The sequence below is a fragment of the Streptomyces sp. NPDC036764 genome (assembly GCF_055609385.1).
This window is the reverse complement of record NZ_JBVJPT010000001.1, coordinates 475,431-492,352: the sequence shown is the minus strand read 5'-3', so window position 1 is coordinate 492,352 and position 16,922 is coordinate 475,431. Positions and strand designations below refer to the sequence as shown.

Annotated in this window: 15 protein-coding genes; 8 read left to right on the top strand and 7 right to left on the bottom strand. The window is 72.3% G+C overall.

What is annotated here, in order from left to right:
* Window positions 1-53: 53 nt before the first annotated feature.
* The gene (locus ACZ69Q_RS02115) at window positions 54-566 is read right to left on the bottom strand and encodes a hypothetical protein (protein WP_471034728.1); all 513 of its coding nucleotides are present in this window, start codon (window positions 564-566) and stop codon (window positions 54-56) included.
* A complete protein-coding gene (locus tag ACZ69Q_RS02110) occupies window positions 563-2,296 on the bottom strand; it encodes a PHP domain-containing protein (protein WP_471034725.1) in 1,734 nt (577 codons plus the stop codon). Before ACZ69Q_RS02110 ends, ACZ69Q_RS02115 begins: the two co-directional genes overlap by 4 nt.
* A 252-nt stretch (window positions 2,297-2,548) precedes the next feature.
* Between ACZ69Q_RS02110 and ACZ69Q_RS02105 the strand changes: the two genes are divergently transcribed.
* Together ACZ69Q_RS02105 and ACZ69Q_RS02100 are read left to right on the top strand one after the other, a co-directional pair.
* A complete protein-coding gene (locus tag ACZ69Q_RS02105) occupies window positions 2,549-3,871 on the top strand; it encodes a jacalin-like lectin (protein WP_471034723.1) in 1,323 nt (440 codons plus the stop codon).
* An 18-nt stretch (window positions 3,872-3,889) separates the two neighbouring features.
* Window positions 3,890-5,431: a hypothetical protein gene (locus ACZ69Q_RS02100; protein WP_471034720.1), complete on the top strand. Its 1,542-nt coding sequence runs from the start codon at window positions 3,890-3,892 to the stop codon at window positions 5,429-5,431.
* Between the two features lie 7 nt (window positions 5,432-5,438).
* Here the strand turns inward: ACZ69Q_RS02100 and ACZ69Q_RS02095 are convergent, their stop codons facing one another.
* Window positions 5,439-7,754, bottom strand: coding sequence for an ABC transporter permease (locus tag ACZ69Q_RS02095; RefSeq protein ID WP_471034718.1), 2,316 nt, complete (start codon window positions 7,752-7,754; stop codon window positions 5,439-5,441).
* Window positions 7,751-8,458 (bottom strand): ABC transporter ATP-binding protein, encoded by a 708-nt coding sequence (locus ACZ69Q_RS02090; protein WP_471034716.1) that lies wholly within the window; start codon window positions 8,456-8,458, stop codon window positions 7,751-7,753. The genes ACZ69Q_RS02095 and ACZ69Q_RS02090 overlap by 4 nt, the downstream gene beginning before the upstream one ends.
* A gap of 138 nt (window positions 8,459-8,596) precedes the next feature.
* Here ACZ69Q_RS02090 and ACZ69Q_RS02085 point away from each other — a divergent pair, with 138 nt between their 5' ends.
* The 5 genes from ACZ69Q_RS02085 (at window position 8,597) to ACZ69Q_RS02065 (ending at window position 13,051) form a co-directional block, all read left to right on the top strand.
* Complete coding sequence (locus ACZ69Q_RS02085) at window positions 8,597-9,466, top strand: sensor histidine kinase (protein WP_471034715.1); 870 nt, start codon at window positions 8,597-8,599, stop codon at window positions 9,464-9,466.
* The gene (locus tag ACZ69Q_RS02080; protein WP_471034713.1) at window positions 9,463-10,155 is read left to right on the top strand and encodes a response regulator; all 693 of its coding nucleotides are present in this window, start codon (window positions 9,463-9,465) and stop codon (window positions 10,153-10,155) included. The genes ACZ69Q_RS02085 and ACZ69Q_RS02080 overlap by 4 nt, the downstream gene beginning before the upstream one ends.
* A 47-nt stretch (window positions 10,156-10,202) precedes the next feature.
* The gene (locus ACZ69Q_RS02075; RefSeq protein WP_471034711.1) at window positions 10,203-10,805 is read left to right on the top strand and encodes a TetR-like C-terminal domain-containing protein; all 603 of its coding nucleotides are present in this window, start codon (window positions 10,203-10,205) and stop codon (window positions 10,803-10,805) included.
* Between the two features lie 61 nt (window positions 10,806-10,866).
* Window positions 10,867-12,291 (top strand): hypothetical protein, encoded by a 1,425-nt coding sequence (locus tag ACZ69Q_RS02070; RefSeq protein ID WP_471034709.1) that lies wholly within the window; start codon window positions 10,867-10,869, stop codon window positions 12,289-12,291.
* A 37-nt stretch (window positions 12,292-12,328) separates the two neighbouring features.
* On the top strand, window positions 12,329-13,051 hold the full coding sequence (locus ACZ69Q_RS02065) for a hypothetical protein (RefSeq protein ID WP_471034707.1): 723 nt from the start codon (window positions 12,329-12,331) through the stop codon (window positions 13,049-13,051).
* Here the strand turns inward: ACZ69Q_RS02065 and ACZ69Q_RS02060 are convergent.
* Together ACZ69Q_RS02060 and ACZ69Q_RS02055 are read right to left on the bottom strand one after the other, a co-directional pair.
* A complete protein-coding gene (locus ACZ69Q_RS02060; RefSeq protein ID WP_471034705.1) occupies window positions 13,038-13,463 on the bottom strand; it encodes an NUDIX hydrolase in 426 nt (141 codons plus the stop codon). The two genes, ACZ69Q_RS02065 and ACZ69Q_RS02060, sit on opposite strands and share 14 nt — an antisense overlap.
* Window positions 13,464-13,536: 73 nt before the next feature.
* Complete coding sequence (locus ACZ69Q_RS02055) at window positions 13,537-14,364, bottom strand: isocitrate lyase/PEP mutase family protein (RefSeq protein ID WP_471034703.1); 828 nt, start codon at window positions 14,362-14,364, stop codon at window positions 13,537-13,539.
* Between the two features lie 159 nt (window positions 14,365-14,523).
* Here ACZ69Q_RS02055 and ACZ69Q_RS02050 point away from each other — a divergent pair, with 159 nt between their 5' ends.
* Complete coding sequence (locus tag ACZ69Q_RS02050) at window positions 14,524-15,201, top strand: hypothetical protein (RefSeq protein ID WP_471034698.1); 678 nt, start codon at window positions 14,524-14,526, stop codon at window positions 15,199-15,201.
* A gap of 18 nt (window positions 15,202-15,219) precedes the next feature.
* On the opposite strand, the gene ACZ69Q_RS02045 is transcribed toward ACZ69Q_RS02050, so the two are convergent.
* Window positions 15,220-16,908: a DUF2264 domain-containing protein gene (locus ACZ69Q_RS02045; RefSeq protein WP_471034695.1), complete on the bottom strand. Its 1,689-nt coding sequence runs from the start codon at window positions 16,906-16,908 to the stop codon at window positions 15,220-15,222.
* Window positions 16,909-16,922: the final 14 nt, after the last annotated feature.

Here is a 16,922-nt window from a genome sequence, read left to right as displayed (position 1 = left end):
GATCGAACCTCCGGCAACCCTACGGGGGGCGGTGACGACCGAGGAACGGCGCCTCAGTGATCAGCGCAGCAGGGGGTCGGGTCCGGCACCTCGAACGGTACGAGGGTGCCGCCCACTGCCGGCATGGTGGTCAGGACGAGTTCGGTGTTCTGCCACGTGGGGCGCATGTGGTTGCCCGTCATCAGGAGGGTGTCCGGGGCCGGGCGGCCCGGGGTGCCCAGGACGGTCACCTGGTCGATGGCCGAGCGGGACAGGACGTCCCCGACGGTCAGCGTGCCGGTCAGGGTCGAGACGCCCGGGTAGATCACCGCGCGGCCGACCGCGTCCGGCGCGCCCCGTGTCACCTCGTGGCCGCCGGCCGTGAGCCGCTCCTGGGCGGTACGCAGGAGCGACTCCGACGGCAGGGTGAGGGAGAGCGTCACGCGCGGACGCTCACCCCGTACCAGATGGGTGCAGCCGAACACGCCCTCGGGGAGGGCGAGTTCGGCCGCCACCTCGTGGAGCAGGTGGTCGGCCGCGCGGAGGTCCCTGACTCCCGCGTCCACGGTCAGGACGTACGGCGTCACGAGGGCAGGACCCACACCGGGTTGGAGTAGAACCACAGGTCACGCCACGGGTCGGCGTCACCGACGACGTCGATGGCCGGGCCGGCCGGGTCCACGGCGGCGCCCATCGCGCCGACGCCGCCCCGGTTGCCGTCGGTGCCGCGCAGGCGGACATAGACGGGGCGGTCGACCCTGCCGAGGTCGTAGGTGAGGCGGACCACGCCGGAGGACTTGTTCACCTCGTAGGACTTGACCACCTTGGCCGTCGGCGCGGTGAACGTGTCCTTGTCGGCGACCGGGCCGGTGACATCGCCCTGGATGACGTCGACACGGGCCAGCTTGGGCACGAAGCCCGCCCAGTTGGGGCCGCCGGCCATCGCCACGTCGACCGTCAGCGTGACGTTGGTGCCCTTGCGGACGTGCAGCGCGCCGCCGAGGGTGGCCCAGCGGTAGCCGCCGGTCACCCGGACGTCGAGGCCGCTGAGCAGTTGCCCGTGGTCGACCCAGATGCGGCCGGCGCGGATGCCCTCCATGACGGCGGCGTAGGAGAAGCCGTCGGAGCCGACGTGCGTACGGCTGTACTGGCCGGGCCAGTAGTCGCCCTGGGTGATGTCGATCTGGCCGCCGTACACCGGGTCGGGGTAGCGGCCGTCGGTCTCGAAGTTGCCGCCGGTGCCGCGTACGGCCGTGTCGGTGTAGACCTGGTGGGAGTCGGAGTTGGCGGTGATCCACCACGGCTTGCCCTCGGCGAGGAGGCTGTCCCACAGGCCGCCCACGGTCGCGGTCATCCAGTCGAAGCCGCCCCAGGTGCGGTAGCTCTCCAGCGGGTAGCCGGCGAAGGAGTTGGCGCTGGGGTTGTTGTCGTAGATGCCACGGGCGCGGCCCATGCCGAGCGGGGTGGGCAGGCCGGCGGCCTGGTGGCCGGGGGCGCCCTCGAAGCCGATGGCTATCTGACGCTTGGGGCTCGCGTCCCGCCAGTTGCGGATCTCGTGCGGGGAGTCGACACCGCGCCGCGCCGGGTGGTTGGCGAGCATCAGCGCGTCCTTGACCTTGCGGCGCTGGACCTGCTCGGCGAGGAAGTTCAGGCCCGCGACGGCGAGGGCCTCGTTGGCGGGCGTCGAGTCGGAGGCGCCCTTGACGCTGCCGTCGTAGTCCGTCTCGAACTGCTTGAGGACGGAGACCTCGTTGCTGCCGGGGTGCACGAAGACGGTGCCGTGCTCGGCACCCGGGATGTTCCACTCCAGGCCCTGGAAGACGAGGGTGTCCTCGTAGGCCGCGCGGGCCGCCTTGATGTCCGGGTTGACCTTGTCGACACCGATCTTGGCGTGGGTCGTGCTGCCGTGGTCGGTGATGACCAGCCAGTCCATGCCGTGTCTGGCGCCCTGGCGGACCTGGTCGACGACACGGTACTTGCCGTCGCTGCTGTACTGGGTGTGGATGTGGTGGTCACCGGACAGCCACAGGAAGCCCTTCGAGCGGCGGCCGCCGGAGGCCGGGGCCGAGGAGGCGGCGGACGCGGGCGTCGCGGCGGCGGCCGCGGTCGGGGCGACGACGCTCGCGGCGGCCAGACCCGCACCCAGCAGACCCGCCCGGCGAAGCAGGGTGCGGCGCGACTGCTGCTCGGGGGTGAGGGCCTCGTCGGGCACGGCGGGGTCGAAGGCGGCGGGCAGCGCGGCTGCCGCGTCGTGCGAGTGGTCGTGATCGTGGTGGTGGTGATGATGGCCGTGGCCGTGCGTGTGCCCGTGTCCCATGAACGCCTCCTGGGATGCCGCTGATTCCGAGCGGCTGCCTTCTGCGGTGCTGTTGCGCCGCCTGTGGAGGATCAAGGCGAAACATGAACATTGAACGATCGGCGCGTGGCCGCGGAGTGCCGCAGACACGGCGGAACGCCCCGACTCCCACAGTTCCCTCAACTGCCCTTGTACGTCACCCTGGTTGACAACGAACCTGAGCAGCGCTCATCTTCAGCCTCTTCTTCGTCACCCACCGGAGACACCCCCACCATGAGAAGACTGATCGGTACGCTCACGGCGGCCGCGCTGGCCCTGACCGGCCTCACCGCCACCGCCCCCGCTACGGCCGCGACGGCCGCCGCTTCCGGGTCCTTCAACGTCCTGACGTACAACATCGCGGGCCTGCCTCTCGGCCTCGGCGACAGCGACCCCGAGACGAACACCCCGCTCATCGGGCAGCGGCTGGCACCGTACGACATCGTCAACGTGCAGGAGGACTTCAACTACCACGCCTCGCTGTACGCCAACGACACCCACCCCTACCGCACGGCGACCAGCGGTGGAGCGGCCTTCGGCGACGGCCTCAACACCCTCTCGGACCACTCCTTCGAGGACTTCGAGCGGGTCAGGTGGAACAACTGCACCGGTACCAACTGCCTGACCCCGAAGGGCTTCACGCTGGCCCGGGTGCGCCTGGCCGAGGGCGTGTTCGTGGACCTCTACAACGTCCACACCAACGCCGACTCCGACGACGCGGCGCTCGCCGCCCGCCGCGCCAACGTCGAGCAGCTCTCGGACTTCATCCAGGCCAACTCGGCCGGCAACGCGGTGATCGTCATGGGCGACACCAACACCCGTTACACGCGCACCGGCGACAACATCCGCACGCTGGTGAGCGAGAACGGCCTGACCGACGCGTGGGTGCGGCTCGTCAAGGGCGGCACTCCCCCGGCGGCGGGCAGTGACGCGCTGATGTGCGACGCGACGGCCCCCACCAACGACTGCGAGGTCGTGGACAAGGTCCTCTACCGCGGCAGCGAACTGCTCACCCTGAACGCCACCCGCTACAACAACGACTGGGCGAAGTTCCTCCGCCAGGACGGCAAGCACCTCTCCGACCACTTCCCGCACACGGTCGACTTCTCCTACACCCTGAACCCGTCCCTGCAGGCGAGCGACTTCTTCGGCGGCCCGCACGGCACCGCCTTCAACGACGCCGACGACCTGCCGGCCACGCCCGCGCCCCGCACCCTGACCCTGCGCGGCGGCTCCCGCCTGGACGCGATCGCCCTGACCCACGACGGCGGCAGGGTCCTCACCCACGGCGGCACCGGCGGCACCGCGACGTCCCTGACCCTGGCCGACGGCGAGCATCTCACCGCCGTGAAGCTGACGCAGGGCCAGAGGAGCGGCCGCACGCGGATCTTCTCGGCGTCCTTCACCACGGACAAGGGCCGCACCCTGTCCTCCGGTACGGCGACGTCGGACGCGAAGACCTTCACGGCGCCGTCGGGTTGGCAGATCGTCGGGTTCACGGGGCGCTCCGGCGACGAGATCGACAAGCTGGGGGTGCTGTACGCGCCGATCGACTGACGGTGCGAGACTCCCCCGGTGACACCGCAGCCGCAGGGACCGTACAACCGCAGGGTTCGCCTGGTCGTCGAGGTCCGTGACGACCAGGACGAACTGGAGCTGTCGAGTGAGGTGTTCGGCGCTCAGGGGTGGGGTGCGCGGCCCGCGCGGGACGGCGACTCGGTCACCGTGGACGACGGCTACGCCGGACTGATCGTCGAGATCCCCGTCCACGGCTCCCGCTGGACCGCCCGGTCGACGGCCGTCGAGCAGCTCACCACGCTCGCCAAGCGGCGCAAGCTGGACCTGTGGGTGCGCGAGAGCAAGCTGATCCCGCCCAAGTCCGCCGAGACGCAGACGATTTACCACGTGCACCGCAAGGTGCCGGACGACGCGGGACCCGTCCTGCGGTGGCTGGCCGAGCACTGGGCGGCCGTCGGCGGCCTGGACGTACGCCATACGCTCCAGTTGCGCGGTGAGTACTCCGACGAGCAACGGGAGCGGGCGCTCGCGGAGTTGGGTGCCCGCAACATCGGCGGTCCGCCCTTCGACCCCGAGGCGCACGACATACGCCGGGCGATCGGGCCGCGGCCCGAGGCCGCTTCCACGCAGTGGCGTCAGGATGCCGGCCGGGTCGCGGTGATCGGCGCCGTCGTGCTGGTCTGCGTCGCGAGCGGCATCGCGCTCGGGGCGTTCGGCTCCGCGTGGCGTTTCACCGCGCTGCTCGTCCCCGCGGCCATCTCCTGGCCGGCGGGTGCGTGGATCACCTCGAACGCGCCGCGTCCGAAGCTCGTCAAGCTGGGCTGCGGCCTGATCCTGACGGGCAGCGGGACGTTCGCCGGGTGGATGTGGGGGCGCTCGGAGGACGCGGGGCTGTCCGGGCTGCTCACCGGCCTCGGCATGACCCTCGGCCTCGGGCTCACGGCCTTCGGTCTGTGGTACGCGCTGAGCGCGTCCTGGTTCAGCCGCAACGTGCAGTGGTTCCTCCCCGTCCTCGCCGCACCGCTGCCGTTCGTCATGCCGTGGGTCGGGGCGTTCCTGCACGCCGTCTATCTGGAGGACATGTTCGGGATCCCGGCCGACGCGGTGCATGTGGGCTTCTACTGGCAGTACCTCGTGGCCTTCCGCCCGCTGGCCGTGGCCGTGCTGTTCGTCCTGGGGCTCATCGCGGTGGCCGGCTGGGCCCGGCACTTCAATGTGCAGGCGCCCGTGAGCGGCTTCTTCCGTGTTTCGCTGGTCCTGACCGGGCTGATCGCCGTCCTGACCGTGGTGCAGATCGCCCTCGACGACGTGGAGAAGGCCGCCCATCGCGCGATGGAGGCGGCCGGCGCGGGCCGGCGTCCGCCCGGCTACTTCGGCCTGCGCGCCGAACTCGTCTGCATCCGGCCGCTGGGCGCCGAGACACCCGTCGTCAACGGCCCCGTCCCGACCGGCCACCCGGTCCTGTCCTTCCAGCCGAGCGGCGACACGGTCTGGCTCTGGGACCCCGCCCCGTCCCGCGGCGACGACACCGAGCGCCACGCCCTGCGGCTGCGTGCCGAGGACGTGGAACTGGTGGTCGCCGACGGCAGGCGCTGCTGACGCCGCCTCACTCGCTGCGCAGCACCTCCCCGATCGGCAGCCGCCCCGCCCTGCGCGCCGGCACATACGCCCCCAGCACCGCGATCAGCAGCCCCGCGAGGGCGAGCCCGGTCAGGGCGGGGGCCCGCCAGACGTCCGTCATGTAGGGCGGCAGGCTGATGTCCACCGCGTCCGCCATGCGGGGGATCACCAGCTCGTAGCCGGCCATGCCCAGGGGGATGCCGAGCAGGGAGCCGAGCGCGCCGAGGACGGCCATCGACGTCACCGTCATCGCCGTGACCTGGCGCGGTGTCATGCCGATCGACTTGAGCATGCCCAGGTCGCGCCTGCGGTCGCGGGTGTTGAGGACGACCGTGTTGAAGACGCCGAGGGAGGCGACCGCGGCGAGCATCAGAGTGAGGGCGGACGCCGAGCCGACGATGGTCTGGGTGATGGAGTTGGAGCCCCGCACGTCCGGGGTGATCCCCGCGTCGGCGGCGCGGGCCGCGCGGGCGTAGCCGGACGGATCGGTGCCGTCGCGCAGTTTGACGTGGTAGGCGATGGGCCGCTCGGCCGGGGCCAACACCGTCAGCGTCGGCCAGTCGGAGAGCACGACCCGGGCGTTGCTCTCCATGAACTCCCCTACGACCAGCGCCCTTTCGGTCCGGCCGCCCTTCTCCAGGGTCACCCGCTCGCCGACCCGTACGCCGTTCTGCCGCAGGAAGGCCGAGCCGGCCACGATCTCGCCGCTCGCGCGCATCCAACGGCCGTCCGTGAGCACGCCGTCCAACGGGAGCCGGTCTCCTCGCCGTCCTTCGAGGGTCACCTGATGGGCCGAGCCCGCCAGCCGTACGTCGACCGACGCCCGGGCGGTGACCTCGGCCGCGCCGGGCAACTCGCGCAACAGGGCGTCGAGTTCGCGGTCGTCGTGTTGTGGCTTGATCTCCTTGCCGTGCCGGAAGCTGGAGGTGTAGACCGTCACCTGGTAGGCGTCGCGGCCCGCGTTCCCGAACCGGTCCATGGTCGTCGCGAGTCCGGTCGCGAAGGTCACGGTGGTCACCCCGAGGACCACGGCGGCCAGCGTCAGGACGCTGCGGCCGGGCCGGGCGAACGGCAGGCCCATGCCCAGGCTCACCGGACGCGGCAGCCTGCTGCCGGCCAGCCGGCGCTGGATTCCCAGGGCGCGGCCGACGCGTGGGGCGCTGCCCGCGCTGATCGCCCGCGCCGCCGACATGCCGCGGGCGCGCAGTGCCGGGGCGAGTGCGGCGAGGACGCAGACCGCGGGCATGCCGAGCAGGGTGACGGCGTTCACCCAGATGGAGACGGACACGTTGTCGTGGAGCACTCCCGCGTCCGGACCCATGAACACGAACTCGAAGAAGGGACGCGCGAGCGCATTGCCGAGGAGTGTGCCGAGCGCACAGCCGAGGACCGCCGGCACGGAGACCATCGTGAGATAGACGGCGACCACCTGCCCCGGCGTGAAGCCGAGCGCCTTGAGCACGCCGATGTGCCGGAACCCGGAGATCACCGCGCCGCTGACGACGTTGGCGACGATGAGCACCGCGACGGCGATCCCGAGGATGCCGAAGGCCATCAGATAGGGCGTGTACGCCCGTGCCGAGCTGCTCACCTGGTGTTTGAGGGTGAGATACGTCCGGGAAGCGGTGAGCGCGTCCGCCGGGAGCCGTTCGGTCACCGTGCCGAGCTGTGCGCGCAGCCGGTCGTCCGAGGAGGAGTCCGGGAAGCGGAACAGCATCTGGGTGGCGGTCGGTTCCAGTGCGTCGATCTGCCGGGGCGCGACCCAGGCGTCGGCGGTGCGGCTCAGGTCGAAGGCGAACCCGACGACGGTGAGCGCCGGCCCGCCCGAGCGCATCGGGAGCCGCTTGCCGAGGTCGTCCGGGGTCCAGTCGGACTGCCGGTTCAGCACGACCTCGCCGGGCCTGGTGGCCCAGCGGCCCGCCCACAGGTCGAGCCGGTCCACGGGGCCGTCGGGGTCGGCGCGGCCGACGACCGTGATCTGGGTGCCGAGGCCGAAGCGCATGGCGTCGTCGGGCAGTTCGACCGTGGCCTGCGCGTAGGGGCCCGCGGCTGCCTCGACCCCGGGCTGCCGGGCGGCCCGCGCGAGTTGCTGCGCGGAGACCTTCGCCGGGTCGAACACAGCGGTCACATGCGGGCCGCGCTGCTTGCCGAAGGCCTTGTCGAAGGGCGCGGAAGCCGCGTCGAGCAGGCCGAGGGCGACCACCATGGCCACGGTCGAGGTCAGGGTGACCAGGGTGATGACGAGCGTCTGGAGTCTGCGCCGCCGTACCGCCGCGCGGGCGGCGCGCCACACGGCCCTCATGCGGACGGCTCCAGGGTGTGCTCGCCGGTGACCCGGCCGTCGGCGAACTCGATCAGCCGGCTGGCGCAGCGCCGGGCGAGATGCTCGTCGTGGGTGACCAGGATCAGCGTCTGGCCGATCTGGTTGAGGTCGAGCAGCAGATCCATCACCTGTTCCCCGGAGCGGCTGTCGAGGGCGCCGGTCGGCTCGTCGGCCAGCAGCAGGGCGGGGCGGTTCATCAACGCCCGTGCCACGGCGACGCGTTGGCGTTCGCCGCCGCTGAGGACGGCGGGGTAGGCGTTGCGCCGGTTCCCGATGCCGAGTTCGTCGAAGAGCTCCAGGGCCCGGCGGCGGGCCTGGCGGGCCGGGGTGCCGGTGAGCTGGGCGGCCAGCGCCACGTTGTCCAGGGCGGACAGGTCGTCGATCAGGTTGAAGAACTGGAAGATCATGCCGATCCGGCGCCGCCGGTACAGGGCGAGTCCCTTCTCACTCAACTCCCCGACGTTCTCCCCGTGCACGACGACCGTGCCATCCGTCGGCCGGTCCAGACCGGCGATCATGTTGAGGAGTGTCGACTTGCCGCACCCCGAGGGGCCCATCACCGCGACCGCCTCCCCGGCCCGGATCTCCAGCGACACCCCGGCAAGCGCGGTCGTCTCGCCGTACTCCTTGCGCACGCCGTCGAGCCGTACGACGGCCTCTCCCCTGCTGTCCTCGACTGTCATGGGCAGGACGCTACGAGGCGGACAGGGACCGGGCATCCCTCCCCGGATGACATCTCGCCGGGCGCCTCATCCCACGGATGCAGGGCCTGCGTCTCCGGGCCGATGCGTGCGCGGGGAATCGTCTGCCAGGGTTGACCCATGGGGGACTGGGAGACGAACGGGCCGGCGGCGGCATTCGCGGTGGCGTGCGCGGCCGTACTGGCCCTGTCCGTGGCGCTGCTGCGGACGCGGCGCCGCTGGCGGCAGGCCGTCGGGGAGCGCGGCTGGCTGCTGGAGCGGGAACGGGAGAGCGCGGCGCGCACGGCGGTCTCGGCCGAACGCGACCGTATCGCCCGCGAGTTGCACGACATCGTCAGCCACAACGTCAGCCTCATGGTCGTCCAGGCCGGCGCCGCCCGCGAGGTCATGGGCACCATGCCGGACGAGGCGTCGGCGGCGCTGCGGGCGGTGGAGGACGCGGGCCGCGGCGCGATGACGGATCTACGGCATCTGCTGGGGCTGCTCGCCCCGTCGCCGAGCGGCGAGGACGACGACGGCGACGACGGCGCGGACGGCCACGCGAGTGATGCCTCCGACCTCGCCCCGCAGCCCGGCATGGACCGGCTCGGACAGCTCGTCGACCGGGTGTCGTTCGCGGGGCTGCCGGTCGAGGTCCGGATCTCCGGCGAACCCCGCCCGCTGCCGCAGGGCATCGACGTCACGGCGTACCGCATCGTGCAGGAGGCCCTCACGAACGCGCTCAGACACGGCGACGGCGGCAAGGCAGAGGTCACGGTGCGCTACGCGGACCACGCGCTGCGCGTGGAGGTCCTGAACACCGGGCCGAGCGTGCTGACCGGCGCAGCCCCGAAGGAGCCCCGGCCGGTACCACGGCACCGGGACGGCACCGGGCGCGGACTGCTGGGGCTGCGGGAGCGGGTCGCCGTCTACGGCGGTGACCTGGACGCCCGCCGTCGGCTGGGCGGCGGTTACCGCGTCCGGGCGCGCATCCCCCTGGACCGCCCATGACGACACCGGTGACCGAGCCGGCGCCGCGCGTGCTCATCGTCGACGACCAGACACTGATCCGCACCGGCTTCCGGCTGATCCTGACCGCGCGCGGGATCGAGGTGGTGGGCGAGGCGGCGGACGGCGTGGAGGCGGTGTCGCTGGCACGCGAACTCGGCCCGGACGTGGTGCTGATGGACATCCGCATGCCGAACATGGACGGCCTTGACGCCACCCGCCGCATCCTCCAGCAGGCTCCGCTCTGCCGGGTGTTGATCCTCACCACCTTCGACCTGGACCGCTACGTCTACACGGCGCTGTCGATCGGAGCGAGCGGCTTCCTGCTCAAGGACGTCACACCCGAGCACCTGGCGGCGGCCGTACGTCTGGTCAGCACCGGCGACGCCCTGCTGGCTCCTTCCATCACCCGCCGCCTGGTGGAACGCTTCGCCGCGGACGCCGCCACCCACGCACCCGCCGTCCCCGCCGACCTGGCCGCCCTGACACCCCGCGAGCGGGAGGTCCTGACCCTCCTGGGCCGGGGCCTGTCCAACACGGAGCTCGCCGCTCATCTCACCCTGAGCGAGGCCACGGTGAAGTCCCACGTGGCCCGCATCTTCGCCAAGCTGTCGCTCAGGGACCGCGCCCAGGCCGTCGTCCTGGCGTACGAGACGGGGCTGGTCCGGCCGGGCACGGCCGGCGACCACTAGCATCCTGCCTAGGCACTTTAGGTTTCCGTACTCGAAGGACGCACCCCATGGCCCGCGCAGGACTCACCGCCGACCGGCTCGCGGCGGCGGCCGCCGACCTCGCCGACGAGGTCGGGTTCGAGAACGTCAGCCTGTCCGCGCTGGCCCGGCACTTCGGCGTGAAGGACGCGAGCCTGTACTCGCACGTCAAGAACCTCCAGGACCTGCGGACACGGGTCGCCCTGCTGGCCGGCGGCGAGATGATCGACCGGATCGCCGCGGCCGTGGCGGGACGCGCCGGCAAGGACGCGCTCGGCGCCTTCGCGGACGCCTACCGGGAATACGCCCTGAAGCACCCGGGCCGGTACGCCGCGACCCAGATCCGAATCGACCAGTCCCTCGTCGCCGACGCCCCCGCCATGCGCCGCACCGCCGAGATCACCTACGGCATGCTCCGCGCCTACGGCCTGGAGGAACCCGACCTCACCGACGCCGTCCGCCTGCTGCGCAGCACCTTCCACGGCTACTGCGCCCTGGAGTCCACGGGCGCATTCGGTGCCCCCCGGGACGTACGCGAGTCCTGGGACCGCGCCATCGACGCCCTGGACGTGGCCCTCGCCAACTGGCCGCGTGGCGAGGGGCACCGGCCCTTGCCCCAGGGGCCACGCTGACCACTTAGACTGGAAGCTTCGCGGAGGTCACACGCCGCCACGACGGGGGAGGGAAAGCGTCTTGTCCCAACAGCAGCTCGGACGCGGCCCCTTGAGGCCCCGTCGGCTCGACCCGGCACCGCCCACTCCCGACGCGGACCACCCCGACGCCTCGCCCCCGGCGCGCTTCGTCGGCTGGCTCGGCGGCCTCGGGGCCGCGGCCGCCGGGTACGGCGTGTTCCAGTTCCTGTTCAGTGTGCTGCCGGACTCCATCGACGGTTCGGCCGCCCGGTATCTGATCTCCGGGGTCAGCGGGATCGGCACCTTCGTCGCGGCCTGGCTGGCGGCGGGGCTGCTGCGGGCGCGGGCAGCGGCCGCCGGCTCCGCTCCGCCTCCCACCGTGGGGCCCGGCGCGATGGCCCCGGGCGCGCCCGGCCCGCTCCCTGCCGTGTTCGCCACCGCCTACGACACCCTCGTCGACCAGGTGTCCGTCGTGGACGACCCGGAGCACGGGCGGCTCACCGGCTGGCCGCACTCCCTCGGGGAGGACACGCCGTCGCGGCCCACCCCCGTCGGCACCGCCTATGGCCTGCACATCATGCTCGACCTCGGGGTGCCCGAGGGACGGCTGAGCACCGGCGATCTGGTGGACACACTGTGGCGGCTGCGGCTCCCGGACGGCGGCTGGTCGGCGCGCTCGCAGGGCTCCGAGGCCCGGCCGGAGGTCACCGCGCTGGTGCTGGGGGCGCTGGCCCGGGCGGGCGCGTCCGCCGAGCGGCTGACGGCCGAGGTGGACCGGTGCACCGACGGGTTCACCCGGCAACTCGACCGCGCCGGGCGGGAGTCCACCCATGTCGTGACGACGGTACTGCGCGGCCTGCTGCGTGCCGCGCCCCGCTCCGAGGTACTGCCCCTGCTGCGCGAGGCCCTCGCCGACGGCGCGATCGGCGACCCTCGCCGCGACCATCTGCGCTGCTGGGGCTACCGGCTGCAGCCGCCGTACGGCAGGCCGTCCCCGCTCCACACCGCGCAGGCCGTCGTGGCCCTGGACCGGGCCGCCCGGGTGCTGGGCGAGGACGGCGACGCACGCGCCGAACGCGCCCGGGCCGCACGTGAGGACGGCATCCGCTGGCTGCTGTCGTGCCCGGACGCGCCGCACGACACCTGTCCGGATCTGGCGAACCTCCATGAGGAGGTGCGCCGCCCGCGCACGGACGACCCCGCGCGCCACGAGGTGCTGAACGTACGGCACTTCACCGCTTCCTGGCTGGCCCGTGCCCTGCTCTCGCCGAGCGCGCTGGAGATCGCCCGGGCCGAAGGCCTGGAGGAGGAGCTTCGGGTACGGCTGGAGGGGGCCGTCGCAGCGGTGTGGGCGGGACAGACCGACGGCATCTGGCTGTGGGCGCGGGACGCGGCCACCGAGCGCAGGCGGCCGATGTGGATGACCTATCAAGGTCTGTCGGCGCTGCGTGCGCATGCCGTATGGATGTACCAGCCGCGTGGCTGAAGTCGGTTGTGACGAGCGGGCGTTGGAGGATGAGTGCATGGGCGGTCGGCAGGTCCTGGCGGCACGGAGGCTGCTGGACGGGTCGCTGGACGGTGAACTGCCCGAGCACGAACTGGTGGCCGCGGCCCGCGCGGTCGTCACCGAACTCGGCTCCCCCGAGAGGCTGTTGGAGCTGATCTCCGAACTCGCCTCGGGCGAGGGGGATCCGGACGCCTGCGCCCGTCTGTCGTACCGGCATGTCCTCGGCTTCGACAAGCTGCTGCTGATCGACGGCGGACCGCGGCAGATGCTGCGCGCACATGTGTGGCATCCCGGCGCCGGGGCGATCGGCAAGGAGGACATCCACAACCACCGCTCACCGCTGGCGTCCTATGTCGTACGCGGCCGACTGGCCATGGAGCTGTACGAGGTCGGTGACGGCGGCATCGCGGCAGCGCGCTACGAGGAGTCGCTGGCGCAGCGGTCGGCGAACTGGGTGCTGGAGCCGGCGGGCCCGGCGCAACTGCGACTGACGCATCTCGGCCAGTACGCGGCGGGCAGCTCCTACGCCCTGCCCGCGCACACCCTCCATCGGGCCTGGTGCGACACGGACCGGCCGACGGTGACGCTGTTCCTGGAGACGGGCGCCGAACGACGGCCGCACACCGATGTGTTCACGGCGGCGGGCCCGCATCCGGGCGCGGTCGCGAAAGTGCCGTTGACGACGGCGGAGTATCTGGGGGCGCTGCGGGAACTGGCGGAGCAGCTCAGAACTCTGTGAAAGCCTGCCGGACGATGTCGAGGTTGTACTCGTCGATCTCGACGGTCGTCAGCTCGGCACGGGCGAGCCAGGCGTGGTCCTGGTCGGGCTCGGGCAGGGTGATCGCCCGAGTCAGGGGCCTGACCAGGAAGTTGTCCTGCCAGTTCTTGATCTCGTGCCCTCGGTAGTCGCTGAGGAAGGAGGACTCGCCGACCTTGCGGACGATCTCGGCGAGCAGGCCGGTCTCTTCCTTCAGCTCGCGCAGGGCGCCGTCCTCGGGGCTCTCGCCGGGCTCCAGCTTTCCGCAGGGAACGCCCCACACCCGGGGCAGGAACCGCTCCTTCTCGCTGCGGCGCACCAGAAGCACCCGCTGTTGGTCGTCCATCACGACGGCGGCCGCCAGTCGCCTGTCGCCGGGGATGTCCATGGTCATGGTTCCTCGGTCCCTCGCCGGTGATGAGTCCAAAGGGTGTGATACCCGGGAAAGAGTCAAGGCTAACAGGAACCTACGGCTCGTCGCTGTGAGTCACGTCGCTCCGAGCCGCTTCGCCGTCGACCGCCTCGCCATGAGCCGGCTCGCTGCGGTGGCTGAGCGCGTCCACCTCGCCGTAGGACGGGACGACCCCGCGCGGCGTGCACCCCTCGCGGATCTCCAGCGCGGTCTCCAGCGCCGCGCCCAGCGCCCGCCGGTACAGCAGCGAGCCCAGGCTGACTCTCCGGACGCCCAGGTCGGCGAGCTGGGGAAGGGTGGGGCCGGTCGGGGAGTAGAGGACGTTGAGGGGGACGTCGAGGTGTTTCACCAGGGCGGCGATCTCATGGGGTTCGGTGAGTCCGGGCACCAACACCCCGTCGGCACCCGCCTGTTGGTAGGCGTCCAGCCGGGCCCTGGTGTCCCCCTTGTCCCCCTCTCCCAGCCAGTATGTGTCGGTGCGCGCGTTGACGAAGAGTCCGGGTGCGGCGGCCTTGACGGCGGCGATCTTCGCGGCGTGCAGCGCGGGTGAGCCGAGACCGTCCTCCAGGTTGATCCCCACGGCCCCCACGGCCACGAGTTCCCGGGCGAACTCCCCCACCTCGTCCGGGTCCTCGCTGTAGCCGTCCTCGGCGTCGACGGAGAGGAGGTACGGTCCCGAGCCGAGGGTGAGGGCCAGCCGGAGGGTCTCGTCGCGGGTGGCCGACGCCCCGTCCGGCAGGCCCACGGCGGCGGCCACGCCGAGGCTGGTCGTGCCGACCGCGCGAAAGCCACGGACGGCGAGCGCCGCGGCGGAGGCGTGGTCCCAGGCGTTGGGGAGCAGCAGGGGCTCATCGCCTCGGTGGAGTTCGGCGAAGGTGGTCACGACGGTCTCCCTGTGCGGCGGCGGTCTTCCGTTCCTGTTCGCAACGCTAGGCCCCGGTCACTTCGGTGCAGACCGAAGTGACGTGCGGCGCACGCGGCCCGGGGAAGGTCGTAATGTTGCGGCGATCATCACCGCGACACGTACGACTCGGGGGAACACATGGCCATTCACCGACCGGGGCTGCCGGAGGACCTTCCGTCCGGGGAGGTGCTGTGGGCGCGGTGGGCGTTGATCGCTTCCGTCGAGGCGACGGCCTCGGCGGAGGAGACGCCGACCGTTCACAGGACCGGCCACTGGATCGACGAGGACGGCCTGCACTGGGACGACTGCGGCTGCACCTGGTGGATCATGTCGCGGATGGGCGAGGGCCGGTTCGTGCTCTACGGCGAGGACGAGTCGAGCGACGTGAAGTGGCACGAGCCGCCGATCGACATGCTCGCGGGAGGCCCCGACTGGCTGCCCTACGAGGAGCTGCGCGACCGGCTCGAGGGGTACGAACTGGGCTGCGTCTACTGGTACGAGAACGGGGCCTGGAGCCGGGCGCCCTACCCCGACAGCCTCAAGGACGACGGCCTGGACTGCGGCCTCAGCGACTTCGTCGACCGTGACGCCGTGCTGAGGGCGCTTGAGGTCCACATCGACGGCACGGCCCCCGGCCCGGGCGCGGCCGACGTCCTGGCCGAGGCCGAGGCATACCGGCTGGACGCACCGCTGCTGCTGGAGCGACTGCGCCCGACCGACGCCGACGGCGACCCACGGGACCTGCCCGCCGTCGCCAGGTCACTCGACCGCGCGGGCCTCTCCGGGCGGAGCACGGCCAGGCGGGACAAGCCCTAGTTCGTCCGGGGAGACCGCTCAGGCCCGCACGCCGACACCCTCGCCGTCCCTCAACCGTGCCCGGACCTCACGGCCGTCGCTCCAGCGGACGCAGATCCCGTCCTCGCCGTCCAGGTGCACGGTCACCAGTTCGTCCAGCGGCATGGGTTCCGGTTCGGCCGTGAGGCGGGCGAGGGCGACGAAGAGGGTGGGGCGGTCGCCGGTGACGCCGGTGAGGTCGTCGTCGAGACCGGCGGCGGGGCGCAGTTCCGCGCGGACGCCGTCGTGGCCGGCCCAGCCCGTGACCCGCACCGGCGTTCCCGCCTCCGCCCCCGCCACCAGATGGGCCCGTACCTCCGCGGCCCCGTGTGCGAGCACCACGCTGGTGACCCGGACCCCGTCGCCGACCGAGTGCCGCGAGGCGGCCCAGCCCTCCCCCACGCCCAGCGGCACGATGTCCGTGCGGCTCGGGTCGTCGCCGACGATCACGCTGTTGTCGTACGCCGGTGCGGGCCGCGTCGCCGTCGAGTAGGCGAGGCGCGTGTAGTACGGGTCGTAGCGGACGTCCTCGCTGCCGTGGTTGTGGAGGCGGACCAGGCCGTCCGAACTCGTCGACTGCAGAAGCCAGTTGGGGGCGGCGATCGCGGTGACCGCGTCCGCGCGCTCGGCGGGGGCGGGATCCTCGGCCGCCGTCCACACCTCGTGGTCGGCCGGGAGGAGCAGGCCGAGGAAACCCTTGCTCGCCCAGTAGGGGGACGCCGGGCCCGAATAGCCTTGCAGGAGCGCCTCGTCGGGGCCGTGCCAGCCGAGGGTCAGCAGCCCGTTCGCGTCCACCGCGCCCCGTTCCAGGAAGTACTTCAGCGCGCCCGAGGCCAGTCGGCGTGTCTCCCCCGGCGACAGCGGGGTACGGCCCGTCAGCGCGCCCAGCCACAGCGGGGCCGTGGTCGCGAAGCGGTAGGTCAGGGAGCGGCCCTGGTGCATCGGGGCGCCGTCGCCGCCGAACAGGCGGGCGTAGTCCTCCAGGTGGCGGGCGAGCCTGCCGCCGTACAGGTCCAGAAGGCGTTCGTCGCGTTCGAGCCAGGCGTGCAGCACCGGGTACAGGTGCATGGCCCAGCCGTTGTAGTAGTCGAACTTACGGCCGTCGCCGTCCGTGTACCAGCCGCCGCCGACGTACCAGTCCTCGATCCGTTCCAGCCCGCGCTCGATCGCCTTGCGGGAGGCGTCGGCCTGGTGGCCGGTCTCCTGGAGGAAGCCGCCCACGGTCACCGGGAACAACTCCCAGTTGCAGGGCCATGCTTCGGCGGTCAGCGCGTCCCCGAGCCAGGCCGCCGCGCGCTGCCGCACCCCCTCGTCCAGTCGGTCCCACAGCAGGGGCCGGGTCAGTCGCAGCGCGAGCGCGATCGACGCCGCCTCGACCAGGGGCTGGCCGCGGTCCTCGATGCGCGGCCAGACACCGGCGACGCCGGCCGCGAGGCCGTCGGCGTAACGCTCCAACGCCGTCTCGTCCCGGCGGAACGCCGCCAGCAGGAACGTGCGGGCGTAGCCCTCCAGGCCGTCGGAGAGGCGGCCCGACCAGCTCTCGTGGTCGCCGGGGAAGTGGTAGAGCGCGCGGTCCTCGGTGGCGTACGGCTCCACCGCCGCGAGCAGGGCGTCGGCGGCGGTCTCCCAGTGGGCGCGGGTGTAGCCGGTGCGGGGGCTGCGGGTGCGGTCGTCCGGGGGCAGGTGCATCGGTCTCTTTCCTG

Bases quoted from the DNA above. Each gene is read 5' to 3' on its own strand.
- ACZ69Q_RS02060 (WP_471034705.1), bottom strand. From the start codon at position 13,463: ATGACCATGGACATCCCCGGCGACAGGCGACTGGCGGCCGCCGTCGTG.
- ACZ69Q_RS02065 (WP_471034707.1), top strand. From the start codon at position 12,329: ATGGGCGGTCGGCAGGTCCTGGCGGCACGGAGGCTGCTGGACGGGTCG.
- ACZ69Q_RS02045 (WP_471034695.1), bottom strand. From the start codon at position 16,908: ATGCACCTGCCCCCGGACGACCGCACCCGCAGCCCCCGCACCGGCTAC.
- ACZ69Q_RS02090 (WP_471034716.1), bottom strand. From the start codon at position 8,458: ATGACAGTCGAGGACAGCAGGGGAGAGGCCGTCGTACGGCTCGACGGC.
- ACZ69Q_RS02050 (WP_471034698.1), top strand. From the start codon at position 14,524: ATGGCCATTCACCGACCGGGGCTGCCGGAGGACCTTCCGTCCGGGGAG.
- ACZ69Q_RS02110 (WP_471034725.1), bottom strand. From the start codon at position 2,296: ATGGGACACGGGCACACGCACGGCCACGGCCATCATCACCACCACCAC.
- ACZ69Q_RS02095 (WP_471034718.1), bottom strand. From the start codon at position 7,754: ATGAGGGCCGTGTGGCGCGCCGCCCGCGCGGCGGTACGGCGGCGCAGA.
- ACZ69Q_RS02075 (WP_471034711.1), top strand. From the start codon at position 10,203: ATGGCCCGCGCAGGACTCACCGCCGACCGGCTCGCGGCGGCGGCCGCC.
- ACZ69Q_RS02080 (WP_471034713.1), top strand. From the start codon at position 9,463: ATGACGACACCGGTGACCGAGCCGGCGCCGCGCGTGCTCATCGTCGAC.
- ACZ69Q_RS02105 (WP_471034723.1), top strand. From the start codon at position 2,549: ATGAGAAGACTGATCGGTACGCTCACGGCGGCCGCGCTGGCCCTGACC.
- ACZ69Q_RS02085 (WP_471034715.1), top strand. From the start codon at position 8,597: ATGGGGGACTGGGAGACGAACGGGCCGGCGGCGGCATTCGCGGTGGCG.